The 19486-nt window shown below is 47.2% G+C and carries 17 protein-coding genes and 1 CRISPR repeat array (1 of these 18 running past the window's edge); of the genes, 9 read left to right on the plus strand and 8 right to left on the minus strand.

Annotation, left to right across the window (positions count from 1 at the left end; genetic code table 11):
• A CRISPR array of direct repeats spans nucleotides 1–800; the repeat unit is 47 nt; unit sequence ACTGTTTCCGATACGTCAAAGATCATTAGTTGAAAGCAAATCACAAC; it begins 170 nt to the left of the window's first position.
• A gap of 458 nt (nucleotides 801–1258) precedes the next feature.
• Nucleotides 1259–2683, plus strand: coding sequence for a DUF1593 domain-containing protein (locus RIF36_RS18995; protein WP_350129352.1), 1425 nt, complete (start codon nucleotides 1259–1261; stop codon nucleotides 2681–2683).
• 188 nt (nucleotides 2684–2871) lie between these two features.
• The gene (locus tag RIF36_RS19000; RefSeq protein ID WP_350129349.1) at nucleotides 2872–3603 is read left to right on the plus strand and encodes a YoaK family protein; all 732 of its coding nucleotides are present in this window, start codon (nucleotides 2872–2874) and stop codon (nucleotides 3601–3603) included.
• Nucleotides 3604–3692: 89 nt separating this feature from the next.
• Here RIF36_RS19000 and RIF36_RS19005 read toward each other — a convergent pair whose 3' ends face one another.
• Genes RIF36_RS19005 through RIF36_RS19015 form a run of 3 tightly spaced genes read right to left on the minus strand, consistent with a single transcriptional unit; the run spans nucleotide 3693 to nucleotide 4956 of the window.
• Nucleotides 3693–4121 carry an SRPBCC family protein gene (locus RIF36_RS19005; protein ID WP_350070211.1) on the minus strand — a complete coding sequence of 143 codons (429 nt, stop codon included), beginning with the start codon at nucleotides 4119–4121 and terminating at the stop codon, nucleotides 3693–3695.
• A gap of 12 nt (nucleotides 4122–4133) precedes the next feature.
• Nucleotides 4134–4628, minus strand: a complete 495-nt coding sequence (locus RIF36_RS19010; RefSeq protein WP_350129346.1) for an SRPBCC family protein — start codon at nucleotides 4626–4628, stop codon at nucleotides 4134–4136.
• Complete coding sequence (locus RIF36_RS19015; protein WP_350088300.1) at nucleotides 4621–4956, minus strand: ArsR/SmtB family transcription factor; 336 nt, start codon at nucleotides 4954–4956, stop codon at nucleotides 4621–4623. Before RIF36_RS19015 ends, RIF36_RS19010 begins: the two co-directional genes overlap by 8 nt.
• A 193-nt stretch (nucleotides 4957–5149) precedes the next feature.
• Here RIF36_RS19015 and RIF36_RS19020 point away from each other — a divergent pair, with 193 nt between their 5' ends.
• Together RIF36_RS19020 and RIF36_RS19025 are read left to right on the plus strand one after the other, a co-directional pair.
• On the plus strand, nucleotides 5150–5575 hold the full coding sequence (locus RIF36_RS19020) for a YciI family protein (RefSeq protein WP_350129343.1): 426 nt from the start codon (nucleotides 5150–5152) through the stop codon (nucleotides 5573–5575).
• Nucleotides 5576–5645: 70 nt separating this feature from the next.
• On the plus strand, nucleotides 5646–7592 hold the full coding sequence (locus tag RIF36_RS19025; protein ID WP_350129340.1) for an ATP-binding protein: 1947 nt from the start codon (nucleotides 5646–5648) through the stop codon (nucleotides 7590–7592).
• 67 nt (nucleotides 7593–7659) lie between these two features.
• Here RIF36_RS19025 and ffh read toward each other — a convergent pair whose 3' ends face one another.
• From ffh to RIF36_RS19045, 4 genes are all read right to left on the minus strand, one after another.
• Entirely contained in the window at nucleotides 7660–8985 is a 1326-nt protein-coding gene (gene ffh, locus RIF36_RS19030; protein WP_339810099.1) for a signal recognition particle protein, read from the minus strand.
• A 107-nt stretch (nucleotides 8986–9092) separates the two neighbouring features.
• Entirely contained in the window at nucleotides 9093–10355 is a 1263-nt protein-coding gene (locus tag RIF36_RS19035) for a DUF2264 domain-containing protein (protein ID WP_350129337.1), read from the minus strand.
• A gap of 96 nt (nucleotides 10356–10451) precedes the next feature.
• Nucleotides 10452–11855: a Gfo/Idh/MocA family protein gene (locus RIF36_RS19040; protein ID WP_350129334.1), complete on the minus strand. Its 1404-nt coding sequence runs from the start codon at nucleotides 11853–11855 to the stop codon at nucleotides 10452–10454.
• 134 nt (nucleotides 11856–11989) lie between these two features.
• Complete coding sequence (locus tag RIF36_RS19045) at nucleotides 11990–12898, minus strand: prephenate dehydrogenase/arogenate dehydrogenase family protein (RefSeq protein WP_350070187.1); 909 nt, start codon at nucleotides 12896–12898, stop codon at nucleotides 11990–11992.
• A 277-nt stretch (nucleotides 12899–13175) separates the two neighbouring features.
• Between RIF36_RS19045 and RIF36_RS19050 the strand changes: the two genes are divergently transcribed.
• From RIF36_RS19050 to RIF36_RS19060, 3 genes are all read left to right on the plus strand, one after another.
• Nucleotides 13176–15629 (plus strand): YfhO family protein, encoded by a 2454-nt coding sequence (locus RIF36_RS19050; RefSeq protein WP_350129331.1) that lies wholly within the window; start codon nucleotides 13176–13178, stop codon nucleotides 15627–15629.
• A gap of 5 nt (nucleotides 15630–15634) precedes the next feature.
• On the plus strand, nucleotides 15635–15919 hold the full coding sequence (locus tag RIF36_RS19055; RefSeq protein WP_350129328.1) for a hypothetical protein: 285 nt from the start codon (nucleotides 15635–15637) through the stop codon (nucleotides 15917–15919).
• A 98-nt stretch (nucleotides 15920–16017) separates the two neighbouring features.
• A complete protein-coding gene (locus tag RIF36_RS19060; protein ID WP_350070178.1) occupies nucleotides 16018–16497 on the plus strand; it encodes a hypothetical protein in 480 nt (159 codons plus the stop codon).
• A gap of 56 nt (nucleotides 16498–16553) precedes the next feature.
• Here the strand turns inward: RIF36_RS19060 and RIF36_RS19065 are convergent, their stop codons facing one another.
• Nucleotides 16554–17753, minus strand: a complete 1200-nt coding sequence (locus RIF36_RS19065; protein ID WP_350129325.1) for a molybdopterin molybdotransferase MoeA — start codon at nucleotides 17751–17753, stop codon at nucleotides 16554–16556.
• Between the two features lie 84 nt (nucleotides 17754–17837).
• On the opposite strand from RIF36_RS19065, the gene moaC reads away from it, so the two are divergent.
• Nucleotides 17838–18326 carry a cyclic pyranopterin monophosphate synthase MoaC gene (gene moaC / locus RIF36_RS19070; RefSeq protein WP_350129322.1) on the plus strand — a complete coding sequence of 163 codons (489 nt, stop codon included), beginning with the start codon at nucleotides 17838–17840 and terminating at the stop codon, nucleotides 18324–18326.
• A complete protein-coding gene (locus RIF36_RS19075; RefSeq protein WP_350129319.1) occupies nucleotides 18292–19464 on the plus strand; it encodes an NTP transferase domain-containing protein in 1173 nt (390 codons plus the stop codon). Before moaC ends, RIF36_RS19075 begins: the two co-directional genes overlap by 35 nt.
• Nucleotides 19465–19486 lie beyond the last annotated feature (22 nt).

The following is a 19486-nucleotide window of genomic DNA, read 5'->3' on the forward strand; positions in this document are numbered from 1 at the left end:
CAAAGATCATTAGTTGAAAGCAAATCACAACTTTGCCATTCGATGGCTTCCATGAGGTCGTACTGTTTCCGATACGTCAAAGATCATTAGTTGAAAGCAAATCACAACTTTAATTGGAACAATAGCTGGTTAAGAAAAACTGTTTCCGATACGTCAAAGATCATTAGTTGAAAGCAAATCACAACGTACCGGTAAGGATAGCCATTCAGCCGGTAACTGTTTCCGATACGTCAAAGATCATTAGTTGAAAGCAAATCACAACTATTCTGAAGGAGTACTCCCAGATGAATAGACTGTTTCCGATACGTCAAAGATCATTAGTTGAAAGCAAATCACAACACTATGCGAAGGTTTACGCTTTTGATAGAAACTGTTTCCGATACGTCAAAGATCATTAGTTGAAAGCAAATCACAACGTACACCAACGGCTCTGCAACTACTCCGGTACTGTTTCCGATACGTCAAAGATCATTAGTTGAAAGCAAATCACAACTGCCTGGTGGTAATCCTAACAATACCAGTAACTGTTTCCGATACGTCAAAGATCATTAGTTGAAAGCAAATCACAACTGTTGCTTGGTGGAGTGCTGGTGTTACTTCACTGTTTCCGATACGTCAAAGATCATTAGTTGAAAGCAAATCACAACAGAGCTACGTGCCTTCGCTACGGCCAGGCGACTGTTTCCGATACGTCAAAGATCATTAGTTGAAAGCAAATCACAACACAGTCACATCTATTCATACAACGGCTAAACTGTTTCCGATACGTCAAAGATCATTAGTTGAAAGCAAATCACAACCAAATCTTGCAACGTCACAGCTAATTTTTCACTGTTTCCGATACGTCAAAGATCAAAAGGCTGCCCGCCCGGGATGAAAGCAAATCACAACCTATAAAGTGGGGGGTAAAAATTGGGTTTTTACTGTTTCCGATACGTCAAAGATCATATTTCGCCCTTATGGGCTTGAAAGCAAATCACAACAAGTCTCCGGAGAGAATCGCCAGTGCCAGGGTTGTTTCCGATACGTCAAAGATCATTAGTTGAAAGCAAATCACAACTGGATTGGAGATAGGGTCTGACGTTAAGTAGTTGTTTCCGATACGTCAAAGATCAATAGGCTGCCCGCCCGGGATGAAAGCAAATCACAACTGGTTGTAGAGAAGGCTACAGTCATACTTAATTACACATACGGGTAGTTTTGATTTGAAACCGAGATTAAATTTAGGTCTTTGACTATTGATTAAACTACACTCACCATGAAGAATTTTCTTGTCCCCTTTTTTTTGACGCTCAGCACCAGCGTCCTGCTCAGTCAGCCGATGCAAAAACACCGGGTAGTTATCCTGTCCGATATTGAGGCGGAACCCGATGACATCGAATCTTTCGTCCGGCTGGTGCTGTACTCCAATGTAATAGACATCAAGGGAATGGTAGCCACCACCTCCATTTGGAAGAAAACGAGTGTAGCCCCGGAGTCAATTCGGAAAGTGATCAGGGCTTATGGCAAGGTGCAGCCTAACCTGTTGAAGCATGAGGCTGGTTTTCCTGAGGCCAGCGCTTTGCTGGCGATAGTGAAGGAGGGGCTGCCGGTGTATGGCATGCTGGGAGTGGGCGATGGAAAGGACTCAGAAGGGTCGGATTGGATCATTAAAGTGCTGGAGGAAAAGGACAACCGCCCTTTGTGGGTAACAGCCTGGGGGGGCGTGAATACACTGGCTCAGGCCCTGCACAAGATTCAGAAAACCAAATCGCCGGCAGAAGCGAAACGACTCATCGCCAAGCTGCGGGTGTACACCATATCAGACCAGGATGACAGCGGCATCTGGATCAGGAATAATTTCCCCAGCCTGTTTTACATCGTGAGTCCCGGCGACCATTACGGCAGTGCCACATGGAGTGCCATCAACAACGTGATTAAAGGCATAGACAATGAAAAAATAAGCAACCCATGGATAGCGCAGAACATTCAGCAAGACCATGGCCCGCTGGGGGTGGAATACCCGGACGTAGCCTGGGGGATGGAAGGCGACACACCATCGTTCCTGGGTTTGATTCCCAACGGACTCAATGAGCCCGAGCATCCGGAATGGGGTGGCTGGGGTGGCCGCTATGAGCTCTACAAGCCAGATATTGCCACACTGAAGCAGGGAAGCTCAGGGGTTCCGTTCGAACAGGAAACCAGGCCTATATGGACGGATACAAAGGATAGCTACACCCCGTACGTGCCCAGTCTGTACGGCCGCACGGTTCGCAGAGATACGGTTTCTTTCAATAACAACAAGGCGACGTTGTTTCGCTGGAGAGACGACTTTCAGAATGACTTTGCTGCCAGAATGGACTGGTGCACGATGTCGTATGAAGAAGCTAACCACCCGCCAACGCCAGTGCTTGAGCACGCCGACCGGCTGACGGCGAAGTCGGGAGAGGGCTTTGGCCTGGATGCCTTTAGCTCTACCGACCCCGACGGAGACAACCTGAGCTTTCTCTGGTTCCACTACCCCGAGGCAGGCAGCTATAAGAACCAAATAGATATCTCTGCTGAAAACGTACATGGAGTGTATGTGAAGGCACCGGTCGTCGACAAGGAAGAAACACTACATTTCATCCTAAAACTGTCAGACAAGGGGAGTCCGGTATTAACCAGATACAAAAGAGTGATTGTGACTGTTGTGCCAAAGTAGTGAAGGCTTTGAGGTCGTCGGTTCCGTTGTGCTGGTGGTATGTTTTGGAGCCGGGCAGCGTGCCTGAGATGGACATTTGAAGGATTCCTTTCGCTGTGAAGAAAAAACAAGTAGCTTAGCGAGCCCCCGAGGGATAGCAAGGGAAGGCGTGTTATATCCAACCAATGGGCAAATAAAGTGATCATCTCATGTTCAGGCATCAAGGTAAAAGCAGGACACTGAAGCATAACCTGCAAATTGCCACCGTACTTTCCTTTGTAGCTGGCATTGTGAACGTAACTGGCTTTTTAGCTCTCCAACAATTAACTACAAATGTGACCGGCCACTTCGCACTGTTTATTTATGACGTGTCAAATTTGGAGTTTTGGAGAGGGACGGTGTATTTCCTTTACATTTTCTCTTTCTTCTTTGGCTCGTTCTTGTCAAGCTTTCTTATTGAGCTCTTCCGGGAAAATAAAAGATGGAATGTTTATGTTTTGCCCACAACAATTGAGTCTCTGGTTTTGCTCTCGATAGGTCTGCTGAGCAACGTAGTGGACATCACGTATCCTGATGTCATCGCCTGTTTACTGCTTTTTGCCATGGGGCTCCAGAATTCTTACGTAACAAAAATTTCCAACACAATCGTGAGAACCACTCACCTCACAGGGCTTTTCACTGACCTGGGTATTGAAATCTCCCAGCTACTCTTCCCTAAATCGCATCCGAACAGGGAGAAACTAAAATCGACCATCAAACTGCGCATATACATTATTTCATTCTTTTTTGCCGGAGGACTTGCCGGCGGTTTTTTCTATTCTAAAATGGACCTGAAATTAAATACGCTGGTATTTGCTGCCGTAGTTTTATTGCTCAGCTTGCTGTTCGACGATTTTCGATACAGTTTGATTAGGGCTAAAAGAAAATATCGCCAAAAATGAAAACGACTACCGACTACATGGATGGAAGTTTGTATGCACTTGCCGGCCGACATAGCTTTTTAGGTGAAGAGACACAGTGATTATTGCTGTTATTTCCCCTCCAGGTACTCTCTCAAGCTCCTTCCCACAATATCCGTCCATCCGGCGGCGAAGTTTTCTGGTACCAAATCCGGATTACCGCTGTTGAAGCTTTCCAGGTTAGAGTGGGTAAGCCGAAGTAGGGTAGAACTGCCTTGATCAAACAATTCCCAGGTAACGTAAGAGATACCCGGCTCTCCGTCGTAGCGCCAGCTATGTGTGAGCTTTTTTTCCTTAATCACTTCGGTCACCTCGCAAATGTGCAGGTACTGTTTTTCAGGTGGGCCACCTTTAAACTGAAACTCAAAGCCGACCTCAGCCTTGAACTCAGCCAGGTTAAAGTACCAAACCTTCATTTTGTCTTTGTCGGTGATGGCTTCCCACACTTTTTTAGTGGGTGCCTTGTATGTTTTTTCGATGGTAAATGGAGTCTTTGCCATATTATTGCTTGTTTATAGGTGCTTATACATTTCGGCGTACTGCGCCTTCAGGGTCTCTTGTCTATCGGGAGTGTTTGTGGTCAATTTATTGCCTGCCAGTATTTCTTCCAGTGTATCAAGCATAAAATGCCAGCCCGCCGGAACTGACTTTGCCCATTGCCCATCCACTTTGCTATGTGTAAGCGTGAGAAGGCATCGGTCGGAGCCCTGCTCCTGAAGCTCCCAGATAACAAGCTCCTCTTCCCAGTAGTACTCAAACTGCTTGTTAGGAACGATCCTGGTTATTTTTCCAAACGATTCAGAATTGTCGGGTTCAGGAAAGCGGATGATCATTTTGCCACCTGGTTTGAACTCCATTTCTGTTACCATGAACCATGTCGCCAGCTTGTCGGGATTTGTAATTGCTTCCCAAACTGCCTCGGAGCTAAATGGCAGCTCCCGCTCGAATACCACTTTGTATCCGTCGGACTCATTGGTGAGTTTTCCGGGGTTTAACATGTCACTCATGATTTTTGTCTTGTTTTGTATTTTGGTCATTCTCCAGAAACACCTCTAGTGCATCCAATTTCTGAGTCCAGAAGGCCCTCATCTTTGCTGTCCAGTCTGTTACCTCCTTTAGTCCATCGAGCCTGGCGCTGCAAAAGCTCTCCCTGCCTCTTTTTTCAATATCGATCAACCCACACTCTTTCAGTAGCTTCAAATGCTTGGCCACCGCAGGCCTGCTGATGTCGAACTTGTCGGCCACGGTGTTAAGATTCAGAGGCTGGCTGGCCAGCATCGTAATGATCTCTCGCCTTGTGGGGTCGGCAATGGCTGCGAATACGTCTCTTTGCATTAGGGAACCTTTTGGTTTCAAATATATAAAGGGAACCTTTTAGTTTCCTAATATCGTAGCTTATTTTTTTAATAATGGACACAGACTGGTTTTGTATGCCTTTGGTGGTGAATTCTTGGGTTTCAGTGGTGATAAAAATGCGAGGCCGCTGAATAATTGTAAATTCATTCACTGACTACCTTAATTTTTAACTATGAGACGATACCTGATTATGATGCTCTTCAGCGCCGCTGTATTTTCTGCTTCGGCTCAGAACGTACAAACTGATGCTGATGGCTTTGAGTTCTTTGAAATGCAGGAAGGAGATACAACGTACATCATGAAGAAGTATTTTTTTGTGATGCTCAATAGCGGGCCAACCAGAAGTCAGACGAAAGAGGAAGCGGCGGCCATTCAGGAAAAGCACCTGGCACATATCAACTGGATGGCAAGCAATGGCTATGTAAACCTGGCTGGGCCTGTTGAGTCCGAAGATGAATTCAGGGGGATTTTGGTCTTCAACGTAACCTCTTTGGAGGAGGTGGAAAAGCTGGTGGCGATGGATCCGGCGGTAAAAGCAGGCAGGCTGGTCATGAAGATATATCCGTGGTGGTGCGTCAAAGGAGGTGTGTTGCGCTAACTGAAAATCAACGCTTTAGTAGTAATAATTGCGTCGGCGGCTTATCTTCGGGAGGACATTGCTTATAACCTTGAGATTTATCCGACCAGCCAAAGTTTTTCTTTTTATTGTTCTGCTTTCTATGCCCGCCGCTGTTTTTTCGCAAGCGAGCACTATTGATAGATTGAAAGCAGAAAACGAAGCCTATACCGCCTTGGATAGTGTAAAAGTTGATATGCTCAACAGGCTGGCCCTTGAAAATCAGTTTGTTTCTATTCTCGAAGCATTTTCTTACGGACGTGAGGCACTGGAACTAAGTGTGGAAATTGGCTACGTAAATGGTGAAGCCTATGCCTACCGAAACCTCGGCAGCAGCTATGCGATACGGCAGGATTTTGTCACTGCTGTGCAACTGTTGGAGAAAGCGCAGGCACTTTTCGAGACAATTGGCTCGCAAAGGGGAGTAGCCGATTGTTATATTTCCATGGGGCATGTTTACAGATGGCAGCTTGACTATTTCAAGGCTATTGAATACCAAAAGAAGGCCGCTGATATCTATGCCAGGCTTGACATGCCCGAGCGTTATGGTGTCACTCTTCATAATCTTGGTGAGAACTACCTTTTTATAGGCGATCTGAAAACGGCGCAACAAGTTACCCAGCAGGCCACAAAAATTTTTAAAGCTGTTGACAACAAACAGGTGTTGACTTCTTGCTACAAGGTGTTTGGACAGATAGCCTTTGAGAGAAAGGATTTTAAAGGTGCCGAAGGGTATTTTGAGGAAGCGCTAGCCATCTCAGAAGAGCTGGGGAAAGATTCTCAAAAAGAGGCTACGTTTGACGTTTACCTGATGATGGCAAAGATTTATCATTTGAGGGCAAGGAAGTCGGACGAAGAGCGTATGTTGAAACAAGCGCTTTTGCTGGCTGGCGACAACGTGCTGCTTTCTCAGGAGCGGCAGGCTTATGCGCAGCTGATCAACCACTATTTCTTCTACAAACAGTATGATTTGGCCGATGAGACATTTGATGCGTTCAGCCTTATTAATGAAAAAATATACGAGCAGCAAAAGATAGAAATGGCCAATATGATGGAGCAGGTGCTTCAAACCATAAAGGTAGCCAATGAGAATGAGCTGCTCAAGCAGGAAGGACGGTTGCAAGAAGAAAGGATTACGCTTCAGCAATACCAGATATACTTTTTTGTATTTTCCATTGCCTTGCTCGGTATGTTGGCACTGCTTTTGGTTCGTTCAGGCAGGCTGCGGAAGAAGTATACCGAGGAGCTAGCCGCAACAAACGAATTGATAGAAGAGAAATCGAAGAAGCTTGAAGAGTTGGTGCGGGTAAAGGACAAGTTCTTTTCTATTATTTCTCACGACCTTCGCAGCCCCATAAGCACCCTGGCCCAGTTTGTGGTGATGCTGAAGACTAGCTACAAAGATTTTTCGGATCAGGAAATGGAGGATGTGCTCGGAAAGTTTGACTCGCAACTGACCTCGACACTTTCGCTGGCCGATGATATCATTCTTTGGGCGAAGGCAGAGATTAATCAGGCTCCCGGAATAAATGACGCTTTTGAAGTAAATAAAGCTATAGAAGCTGTGGTCAAGGTGGCAGCTGAACAGCTGCGAATGAAAGGGATTATTTTGCAGGCAGAAATTGGCAACCACCTGATGGTGTCAGCAAACAGGGATCAGCTAGAGTTTTGCATAAGGAATATTCTAAGCAACTCGATAAAGTTCACCCCCACGGGCGGCCACATCGGCATCGATACTTTCTCGGAAGGAAACATGGTGGCGGTGAAAATTGCGGATAGTGGAACCGGTATTTCGCTTGAAAAGCAAAGAATTCTGTTTCAAAGCCCGCTGAAACAGAGTGAAGGAGAATTGGGCACTGACGGTGAAAAGGGTAAGGGGCTTGGGCTGTATCTGGTGAATGATTTTATGAAGAAAAATGGAGGCAGAGTGGAGGTGTCGAGTGAAGCGGGAAAGGGCTCCGTGTTCACCCTCTATATCCCCGTTGCCACGGCTTCGTAAAGTAAGACCCGCTATTTCCTAGCTGCCCTTCAAAAATCGAAAAAACAAGAAGCCGTGTAGCCTGCGGTTAGCGCCTCATCATGTTGCCCAGCGCCGCTTTTGCTCCGCCCATTTTGTTCATCGTTTTCATCATTTTGCGCATTTGCTCAAACTGCTTCATCAGGTTGTTAACCTCCTGAATGCTGGTGCCGCTTCCTTTGGCAATGCGCTGACGGCGGCTGCCGTTGATCAGATCGGGGTTTTCCCTTTCTTTAGGTGTCATCGACTTAATGATCGCCTCAATGGGTTTGAATGAATCATCATCGACATCCACATCCTTCAGGGCTTTTCCCATGCCGGGAATCATACCCATCAGGTCTTTGATGTTGCCCATCTTTTTGATCTGATCGATTTGAGAAAGGAAATCGTCAAAGCCAAATTGGTTCTTTCGGATCTTCTTGTTGATCCTGTCGGCTTCCTGCTGATCGAAGGCCTCCTGTGCTTTTTCTACCAAAGACACCACATCACCCATACCGAGAATCCGCTGGGCCATCCTGTCGGGGTGGAACAGGTCGATGGCGTCCATTTTCTCGCCAGTCGAAATAAACTTGATAGGCTTGTCAACCACCGCTCTGATGGATAATGCGGCACCACCACGTGTGTCACCGTCCAGCTTGGTCAACACTACGCCGTCGAAGTTGAGTCTTTCGTTGAAGGTTTTGGCTGTGTTCACAGCATCCTGACCTGTCATTGAGTCGACCACGAAGAGCGTTTCTGTGGGCTTTAGTGATTTTTTCAGGCCTTCAATCTCAGCCATCATTTGGTCATCGACAGCCAAACGACCGGCCGTATCGACAATCACTATTTTCTTGCCTGTCTTTTTCGCCTGGGCGATACCATTCTGGGCAATTTGAAGAGCGTTTTTGTTTTCAGGCTCAGCATATACATCTACTCCTACCTGCTCGCCCAATACTTTCAACTGGTCAATCGCCGCCGGTCGATAAATATCGCAAGCCACCAGCAGCACCTGACGGCCTTGCTTTTTCAATCTGTTGGCAAGCTTGCCAGTGAAGGTAGTCTTACCAGAACCCTGCAAACCCGATATAAGCACAACGGCCGGGTCTCCACTGATATTGATGTCAGCCTGTGAGCCACCCATGAGGCTGGTGAGCTCTTCGTGCACGATTTTGGTAAGCAACTGGCCCGGAGAAACGGCAATAAGCACATCACGGCCAAGCGCCTTTTCTTTGATGCCGTCAGTTACTTCCTTGGCTACTTTATAGTTTACGTCAGCCTCCACCAGCGCACGACGGATTTCCTTGATCGTGCTGGCAACGTTAATCTCTGATATTTTTCCCTGACCTTTGAGGGTCTTAATCGCTCTGTCGAGCTTTACACTTAAACTATCGAACATGCTTCAATGCTATTTTGAGGTGCAAAGATAGGATAAAGTGTGCAAGTGTGCATGCATTCAACGGATAAGTGTTTACCTAAACAGGCTGGTAGGGAGTCGCAATCAGGTTACAAAGACATCGCATGGTCGGCGGGTACATTTACGCCATTCCATATTTTTTTGGAAGTCCAGTCTGCCGCCGGTTCCGCCCAAAAAGCGTTGTTGGATGGCAACCCAAGTGGTAGAAAAGCCATGGAGCAAAGGTAGAGGCTGCCGGTGGATATGTAGCCCTCGGCAATGGCAGGTTGATGCCCGCAGAACCCTATGGTGAGCCAGCCATTTTTGTCAAATGTGCCTTCTGCACCCATTATTTTCTTCATGGAAGTGGTAAGCGCCGACCGGATGCTGGCCGGTGATATCCCTTCGCTAAGCTTTTCCATTAGTGTTATTTGTGCCAGCAACTGAAAGGCACCAATTCGGTAGGGTAGTGAGCGGCCAATAGGCGGGAAGGAGCCATCAGCCATGATCAGCCTTTCCTGAATGGCGGCATAACGCTGCCCGATTTTTAGGAACTTGTCAAATGCCTTTTGAAAATACTGATCGTTGCGTTTGTCAAAGGGGATCATCGTGGAAGTGATGTCCAAAAGAAAAGGCTGGATGACGTAGCTGTTGTAATAATCCCAGTGGAAGTCTTCACCATCACCAAAAACACCGTCGCCTTTGTACCAGCTTTCCATTTGTCTCACCGCAAGCTCTATTCTTACAGCGTCGCCTTCATCGTAAAATTTGGCCAGGGCCGCCTCCACCATGGCACTGAAAAGAATCCAGTTGCTGTGGTAGGGTCTGATCACCCGGCTCGAGATAAATGCATTTTTCAGATTAAGTTTCGTGGCGCTATCGAGCATCTCCCAAAGCTCTTTTGGGGCACGGATCAATGCGTGGGCCAGAAAAGCCGCATCCACCAGGGGCTGAGCATGCTCGGTAAAATTCATAAAATCAGGAGAGCCGGGATCTACCGCTTTGCCGATGGCTGTTCTTGAAAGGGTCGCATATTTTTTCCGAAGCTCCTCTTCCTTGCCTGTTAGGCTTGTTGATGACAGCCAGGGGGCCATTCCTGACAGAAGCCTTCCGAAAGCTTCGAGGTAGGTGACTTGCCGTCTTGAAGCTTCCTGCCCTTCTTTGCACTCCACCGGCATGTTTTTCTTCAGTGTGCCTGCCGCCAGGTTCGTCAGCACAGGGTCAGCTATTTTGACAAGCATGTTTACCCAATAAGATCTGTCGTCTTCTGCTGCTATTTGTGCACCAGTGGGGAAGGCAGATAGAGAAGCTGGTGTCATTAAGCCAAGTGCGCCAACGCCAGCGGCATTTTTGATAAAGTTTCTTCTTTCCATGGTATTAGTTACTGCAATTCGGTAAAAAACACAAACACCCGACATTTTTCAATATGCCAGGTGCTGTACGTAGTTGCGTTTGCCAACTGCTTGTTGCTAAGCGAGCTTTGCTTTTTCAGGATCCCAGTTCACAATTCTGTTTTCGAAGTAGCTCAGGTTGGAGCACAGCGCCGGACCTGCTGCCCGCATGCCAAACAAGGCGTCCTCCAGAATGGGCTTACCTTCTCTAATGCCCGCATAGAAATTGGTATGATGCGAAATATCGGCGCTATAGCCTTGTGGCGCCTTGTATTCTACTTCCGGTATCAGCATTTCGGGTGCTTCAGGCGGAAACTCCGCTTTGTACCACTTCTCAAATTCTTTTTGCTGCGCTTCTGTGAAAGTGCTGAAGCTGTCCCAGCCGCCGTAACCCGGGGCTTTTTTGGCTTTGTTTCTTTCGACAGTGAGTCCACTCCAGCCGAGAGTGATGGTGCCTTCGCTGCCCACCAGGCGTACTCTGGAGCCACCACCTCCGCCGTCTACAAAGTTGACCCTCATTTGTAAATTGAAGGCTGGATGCTTGGCAGTCGCAGGGTAGTCGTGGATGGAGCACATCAGGTCTGGCACGTCCCGGCCGTCTTTCCAATAGCGAAGGCCACCCGACGCATAGATTCGGTTGGGCCCCGTTGAGCCGGTGATCGTGTGGAAGTTGGTGAACAAGTGAACGAAAAGATCGCCTGCTATCCCTGTGCCGTAGTCCTGATAGTTTCTCCAGCGGAAGAACCTCTTGGCATCGAAGGGCACTTTTGGTGCATCGCCAAGGTAGCGGTCCCAGTCAACCGTGGCCGGGCTGGCATCGGTGGGAATTGAGTACTGCCAGGCACCGTTGCCGCCCTGGCGGTCGTTGTAAGTTTCCACCATGATCAACTGCCCGATGGCGCCGGACTCATAAATCTCCTTAGCTTTATGGCTCACCAGGTTGCTGGCCGATTGGCTGCCTACCTGAAACACTTTCTTCGTTTTGGCTTGTGTGTCTATGACTGCCTGGCCTTCGTCGAGGCGGTGTACCATGGGCTTTTCGCAATACACATGCTTGCCTTTGTTCATGGCATCGATGGAAATACGGTCGTGCCAGTGGTCAGAAGTGGCAATGATCACCGCATCTATATCTTTTCTGTCTAGTATTTCTTTGTAGTCTTTTGTGGTGAAAATGTCCTTTCCGTAAAGCTCTTTGGTGCGATCAAGCCTCCCTGTGTAAAGGTCACAAGCGGCCACAAGCTTTACTCCAGGTATTTGTACCGACGTACTTAAATTGTTGAAACCCATGATGCCCATGCCAATGACGGCAATATTGACTTTGTCGTTGGCAGCATATTTTTTTAGCTCGTTCTCAGGCTCTTTGATAAGAAAGGTTTGTTTGCTTTTTCCTGCCATGAGCAGCGAAGGGGCAGCACCAGCCAGCAGCGAGGTTCCTACTGCTTTCTTTATAAAATTCCGTCTGTTTGAAGTAGGCTTTTTCATTGTAAGGGAGTTATTGACTATCGAAACTGAAAGTAATATACTCCATAAAAGTCCAAGCTTCAAACAGCAGGCTGTCGTTGGTAATTATTGGTGAAGTGTGGCTGGACAGGCAGTGCGGAAGGTAATGCCAAATATCACTTATTTGCGGGTGTGTCCGCTAACAAATGCCCCAGGGCGTCGATGAGCTTGTCTGATAAAACCGAGTCCTCTTTGTTGTCGCTAAAGAAAGGTTGTATCTCTTTTACGTAGTTTTCGAAGCCTTCGAAGTCTCTTTTTTCGACAAGGGAAAGCAATATTTCAGCCTCTTTCATAAACAACTGTGTAACCTCCTTCACAAACGGGTTGAAGATCTGTATTTCTGCATACAGCCGGGGGTTTTGCAGCACATACCGTGTGTAGAAAAGCAGGAATATCCGGTAGGTGGGAGAAGAGAGACTTTTGATGAAATCCAGATTGGCCCCCATATGCGCCAGGGTTTTCGCACTCACAAATACATTGAAGTGGTTCAGTCCCTGAATCACACCCATTAGCCTGTCGTGTTCATCATAAGAGATGTCCTGCACAAGGGCTCCTTGCTCCGAAAACAGGGTTTTCCAGTAAAGCTCAGTTTCTGTCTCAACGTTTACACTGTAGTTAAAGATCACTACCTGGCCTTCCACATTCTTCACCGAAGGGGCAAACATGGGATGAATAGAAATGTATTGGGAAGAAATATCGCTCTGTTCCTGCGAGATTTTTTGATGAGCAGCTACTATGCCCGATTTGACACTGCATACGTCTATCAAAAGCTTGTCATTCAACGATGGGTATATTTCGGCAAGCACACCCTCCATGGCCGAAATTGGTACTGCCAGAATCAACACATCGCAGGCCGCAACAAGCTCAATGTTAGAGCTGTACTGACTTAATTCATCATTTGAAGTGAAGCTTACCTTGTGGCCTCTGTCAGATAGAAATTCCACCAGCCACTTGCCCATACCACGGCTTCCACCAACCACACCTATACTTTTCGAATGCTCGCTTTTCATAAAACTATTGGTCATGCTAAAGTAATTGAATAGCACGTTTTCTTATAAAAGTCTGCTAAATACATAATTTTATCTTTTCGTTCCTTCCGGTTAACTCAATTTAATCTGAACGTTCGTTCTTAAATCGGCATTGAAATTATATTATTGCCGGATAGAATCTGGGCTTGGGTAAATGGCCGAAAAGCCATTGAGACGATGATAGTTAGTCATTGTGGTCAATATACTACTACTGTGAGGGTGGTGAGGAGGGGGTTAGTTTTTGGCTCTCTTGAAAATTATAAAATTGTAACACATGAAAATTACCTTTAGCAAGAAGGTCATACAACACCTTATAGCAATAGCAGTTTTTTACTTGTTGACTATATTTTTCTTCAGTCCTGTTTTTTTTGACAATAAAAACATCAATCAGCAGGACATTCTACAATGGCAGGGGTCGGTGCAGGAGATAAAGGAGTTCAGAGAAACGACCGGGGAGGAGCCACTCTGGACCAATTCCATGTTTGGCGGCATGCCTGCCTACATGATCGATGTGGACTGGAGCAATGATATTGTGGAGTTTCTGCAATCGGCATACAGCTTATGGCTGCCCCATCCTGTCAGGGTGGTGTTTGCCAGCATGGTGTCGTACTACATTTTGCTTCTGGCTTTTGGTGTCACTCCCTACCTGGCCATAGTGGGGGCGGTCGGTTTTGCCTTTACTTCTTACAACATGATTTGCCTGGTGGCCGGCCACAACGCAAGACTGGGAGCCATTGCTTTTGCACCGCTTATTCTTGCGGGTATTCACAAGGCCTACGATGGCAAAAAGAGAATCGGGTTTGCACTGGCGGCGTTAGGGCTGGCCATGCACCTGCGGATCAACCACCTTCAAATCACTTACTATTTACTGCTTATCATTATCATCTATGCCATAGCTCGGTTGGTGGTGGAGACGCAGAAAGGGCTGCTGAAGCCATTTCTAAAACATAGTTTTGTGCTCATTTTAGCAGCCTTACTGGGCCTTGGAACCTTCTTTGGTGAGTTTTGGGCAACTTACGACTACGCCAAATACACGCAAAGGGGAAGGCCCGAGTTGGCAGCCCAAAAAGAAGCCAAGCCCAATGCTGACGGCCTGGGCAAAAGCTATGCCTTCAACCACAGCAACGGCATTTTCGAGCCCATCGTAATGTTCATCCCCAATTTTTATGGGGGAGCCATGTTCGGCGGATTCGACACTGATGGAGCTGCGGCCGTCGAGCTACAAAAAATGGGAGTGCCCCGTCAGCAGGTAGCCCAGCAATTGAATGGCCTGCCCGCCTACTGGGGTAACCAGCCGGGTACGTTGCCATACTATGCAGGTGCCATCATCATTTTCCTCGCAGTACTTGGGGGTATAGTGTTGCCTGGCAAACAAAAGTACTGGATGTTTGTGGTGATTGCCTTTGGCATCGCACTCACGTGGGGTAAGAACTTTTCTTCATTCAACTACTTTCTCTTCGACTACTTCCCCGGATACAATAAATTCAGGTCAGTGACTTTTGCCTTGTTCATGCCATTGCTCTGTCTGCCACTGTTGGGCATGCTGGGGCTTCAGCTTGGCCTGGAAAAATCATTTGATAAAAAATGGATGAAGAGCTTCTACATCGCCCTCGGCGCAACGGGCGGTTTTGCCCTACTGGCCATCGTGTTTGCTGGTATGGGGGGATACGCAAGTCCAAATGACGCAGGGCTTGAGCAATACCCCCGGTTGTTACAAGCGCTCCGTATCGACAGAGCGTCATTGCTTCGAGCGGATGCGTTTAGGTCACTTTTGTTCATCGTTGCGGCGGGAACATGTATCTATTTCTGGGCAAAGGGCAAACTGTCCGCCGTATGGGCTCCTCTGTTGCTCGTTGTGGTCACCTCTGTGGATGTGATATCTGTAAGCAGAAGGTACCTGAACGACAAGAATTTCACAACGAACCCAGCTCGTCAGTTCTTTGCCCCCTCTGAGGCAGACCAGGTGATTTTGAGTGACAAAGACTATTACCGGGTCTTCAATCTCAACGACCCCTTCAACGACGCTCAAACGTCCTATTTTCACCACTCCCTAGGCGGCTATCATGCTGCTAAGCTTAGGAGGTATCAGGATTTGATCGAGTACTGCCTGTCGGCTGAGGCTAACCAGTTGTACTCCACTGTGCAGGCTGGCTCGAGAGATTTTTCAGGACTTGGAGTAGTCAACATGCTTAATACCAGGTACTTCAAATTTGGCGATAATAAAGGGGAGGTGCTTAGAAATGGAGATGCCAATGGGCCTGCCTGGTTCGTCTCCAACGTTTATAAAGTAAATTCAGCTGATGAGGAAATAGACGTTTTGTGTGGTACAGACACCAAATCGGTAGCCATTATTGATGCTACCAAGTTTGACGTAGCCGCTACTGAATATGACGACTCCGGTACCATCGCCTTACAGAGTTACGCACCTAATAAGCTGGTGTACAAGTCAAGCTCTTCCAGCGAGGCATTGGCCATCTTCTCCGAAATCTACTATCCTGAGGGGTGGGTAGCCCGCATCGATGGAAATGAAGCACCTATCCTCCGGGCCGACTACGTGCTCCGGGCGCTTCAGGTGCCTGCAGGAGACCATGAGATCGTCTTTACTTTCGAGCCTGTTATTTTCTCTGTCGGCAACAAGGTGATGCTTGGTTCCTCCTTTATCCTGTTGATTGTAGTGGTGCTGGTATTTGGCTACCAGGTGCGAAAAATGTTGTTCGATCAAGTCTAATGGCCATGACTGACGAGACCGAAGAAAGTGATTTGAATAGGCAAATCAAGAAACTGGAAACCAGAAAGTCGATCTCGAAAAACCTATCCATCATCCTCAATTCGATAGTGTTGTTTGTAGTCGTTTGGAACCTGGCCAACCTTTCAATGTTTCTCGACTTGAACAGAGAAGGCGCATGGGTCATTTTGGCCGCATTGGTTAGTACTATTTTCTATCATCAGGCAGACACCAAACTTTTGAAGCTAAAGCTGAAGGTGCTCGAAAAAAGGACCTCCAACAAGCATAAGTAAGACTCAAGAGGGTTTTGTCACACTTTCCCGCATTTAATGCAACCTTTCTTAATGAATAATAGTATATATAGTACCTTGTAATACAAAATACTACCAAAATGAAAAGGACACTATTACTGATCGGAATATTTGCATTTACTTATGTTGCCGCCAATGCGCAACGACGTGTGAATGAAAGAGATCTTAAAGGCGTTTGGAAACTTGTTATCGACGTCGACAAGGATGAAGTGAGAGAGGAGATTGAGGATGAAGACAATATTGTGGCGCAAATCTTTGCTGAGACGATCACCGACTTCGCTTTCAATATTATTGAGAAGATTGATATTCGATTTGAATTTCTTCCTGATAATCGACTAAGGGTCGAAACCAATGCCTTTGGTGAGACCGATGTTGAATATTCAGAGTGGCACATTAATAAAGATGGAGAGCTTTGGATCAGTGATTCGGATCATTTCAACATAGGTGATGACGATGAAGACGACTTCTGGATGTTCGATGGAAAGAATTTAGTGGCTTATGAAAAAAGCCATGATGGCCGCAAGAAAAACAAGGAAGTCTATTTAACACCAGTTCAATAGGCAACTTTCTTAACAAAGTGAGCAGGGGCAGAGGCAGTTAGCTTCTGCCTTTGCTATTACAGAGGGTTGTAGGTAATCAGCGGCAAGCTTTCGCCCCTTTTGAAATTTTGGCGATTCGGTGGCAGTTCGAGAAATGCATTGGCATATAGCAAGTTCGCTAAGTCACCCGATCCACCACCTGACCGTGGTTGTGCCCAAAGAACGCCTTCCGTGTCCAAATGAGTCCTTACCTGTAGGAAGTAGGTAAGAGGCGGCTCAAAGTCAAAATCTTCACTCAGTTTGGCGTGTTGCTCCGTAGGTGCAATGCCCAGACAGGCCTTCAGCCAGGGCAGGAAATACCTGTGAAAGCACATAAATGTCGAAATAGGGTTGCCGGGAAACGCAAACACAAACTTTTTCTCTTCGATGCGGCCAAACCAGAACGGCTTGCCTGGTTTTTGTGCCACTCTGTGGAATACTTTCTGCACCTGAAGCGACTCAAGTACTTCCGGCAGGTAATCAGCCTTGCCTTTTGACACGCCACCACTCAGCAGCAACACATCATTCTGCTTCAGAATGTTTCCAAGTTGCTCCGTCAGGCTTTCTTTGTCGTCCCTGATATGGAAAACCTCAGGCTCCACACCCCATCTTTGAAGGGCGGCTGCAAGCGCCTGACTGTTGGAAGACCGTATTTGATAGGGCTCAGGGTGATCATCTACAGCCACTAGCTCATCGCCGGTGGCAATAACAGCCACCTTTGGCAGGCAAAATACCCTGGGCACGGCTGCTCCCACCGTTGCCAGCACGGCAATTTCCGACGCACGAATGAGTGTGCCGACATCCAAAAGCTTAGTGCCTTTTTTCTGGTCTCGTCCTTCTTTGTGTACGTTTTGACCTTCCTTTACCTGTTTACCAGACAAAGTGGCTTCTCCATTGGTTATCTCAATCTCTTCGTAGGGCACCACAGTATCACAACTGCCAGGCAGTACGGCACCGGTCATCACCTCCAAAGCTGCGTCAGGGTTTTGAAGATTTTTTGCCTCTTCACCTGCCAATTGGGTGCCTTCAAGCCGAAAGGTTCTGCGTCCATTTTCATACGCTTTGTAGGAAAATGCGATGCCGTCCATCGTTACCCGGTCGAAGGGAGGGAAATTTCTGTCTGCAAAAACCTCCATGGCCAGCACCCTGCCCGACGCCTCCTGCAGGTTCACGTGCTCTTTCTTTAACCTGAGCTGGGCCGACAAAATAAGCGAAGTAGCTTCGTTAACTGAAATCATTGGTTTGACGTACTTAGATCAACTGTCCAACTTTATTTTTTATCTTTAGCGAGTATTCTTTAACTGAATCCCAGCTCAAAGTAAATGAACATTAAAGAAAAGGAACTTAGCCATGTAAACAAAGAGGGGCAGGCAGCCATGGTGGATGTAGGCGAAAAGAAGGTGACGAAAAGAATGGCTTCTGCAAGAGCCATTGTTGTGCTTCCGCAAGAGGTGATGTCCTTGTTGAAAGATGGAGAGCTCTGGGGGAAAAAGGGGCCCGTGATTCAAACGGCCATCATTGCTGGTACCATGGGGGCTAAAAGAACGGGGGAACTCATACCCATGTGTCATCCGTTAGGTCTGGAGAGTTGCTCATTTGACACGGAATGGAAAGGCAATGAGCTCATCATTCAGTGCACTACAAAGATTGAGAGTAAGACAGGTGTTGAAATGGAGGCTTTGACCGGAGCGTCAGTGGCGGCACTCACGGTTTACGATATGTGCAAGGCTCTTTCGCACGACATTGTCATTAAAGAAATCAAACTACTGGAGAAGCGTGGAGGAAAAAGCGATTTCAAAAGAGAAGCATAGCAAACATGCCAAGTTAGCCAAGCCAATGGGCGGCAGCTATCACCGCCAGGAGTGGGCCATATTGGGAACACCTTGCGGAGAAATCAGGAAGCTGGTCGGCAGCCTATGCGCTGCTCTGGGTGAAAAATGGAAACTGGCTTATTTAGATGAAGACCATAAGGCTTCAGAAGAAGAGTATAAAACCTCCATGCTTAGTGGGCAGGCATATCTGGAGGCAACCAATAAAATCAACTATTTTCGGTTCGACCACGCAACGGCACCATCACCCTTTGCGACAAAAGCTATTTTCAATCCACTCGATGCCATCTTTATCAATGGAAATCATTTCACTGCTTCCCGGCAGATCGTGGTGATTGATCCACGAAAGGATGTTGCGAAGAAGATAGACCGGCTCACCAATATCTGCCTGGTCTTAATGGCGGAAGGGCAAACAAAGATTCCCGACGAGGTACAGGCACGGATGAACCCCGGCACGCCCGTTATTTCTGTCAGCGACGCACAGAGGATCATCAACTGGGTGGCATCGCAACTCGACCTTTCCGTGGCACCTGTCAAAGGGCTTGTATTGGCTGGAGGTAAAAGCCAGCGAATGGAGACTGACAAGGGGCTTATTTTCTATCATGGAAAGCCACAAAGAGAGTATTTGTATGATTTGATGAATGTGGTAGGCATTCAGCCTCACCTCTCTATCAGAACCGATCAGACTTACTCTGTCTCTGAGGAAGCAAATACAGTTATGGATCGTTTTTTAGGCCTTGGGCCGTATGGAGCCATTTTGTCGGCATTGATGAGCGACCCGAATGCGGCCTGGCTTACTGTGGCTTGCGATTTGCCACTTTTGGGTAAGAGCCACATTGATCAGTTGCTACAGCGGAGAAACCCTTCAAAGGTAGCAACGGCTTTTTATAACCCCGAGACCGACTTCCCTGAGCCTCTTATCACCATTTGGGAGCCAAAGGCTTATCAGGTGCTGCTCAACTATCTATCACAAGGCTATTCCTGTCCGAGAAAGGTATTGATCAATTCAGATATTGAGTTGGTGAATGTGGCAGACCACGCATTTATGATGAACGCCAACACTCCAGACGAAAAGGACAAAGCGCTGAACCTGATTGCCGTCTCAGCCAAATTCACATGAGCTGGCTAAAAAAGGGCTTTAA

Source organism: Imperialibacter sp., assembly GCF_040222815.1.
In the GTDB taxonomy this organism is placed as follows: Bacteria; Bacteroidota; Bacteroidia; order Cytophagales; family Cyclobacteriaceae; genus Imperialibacter.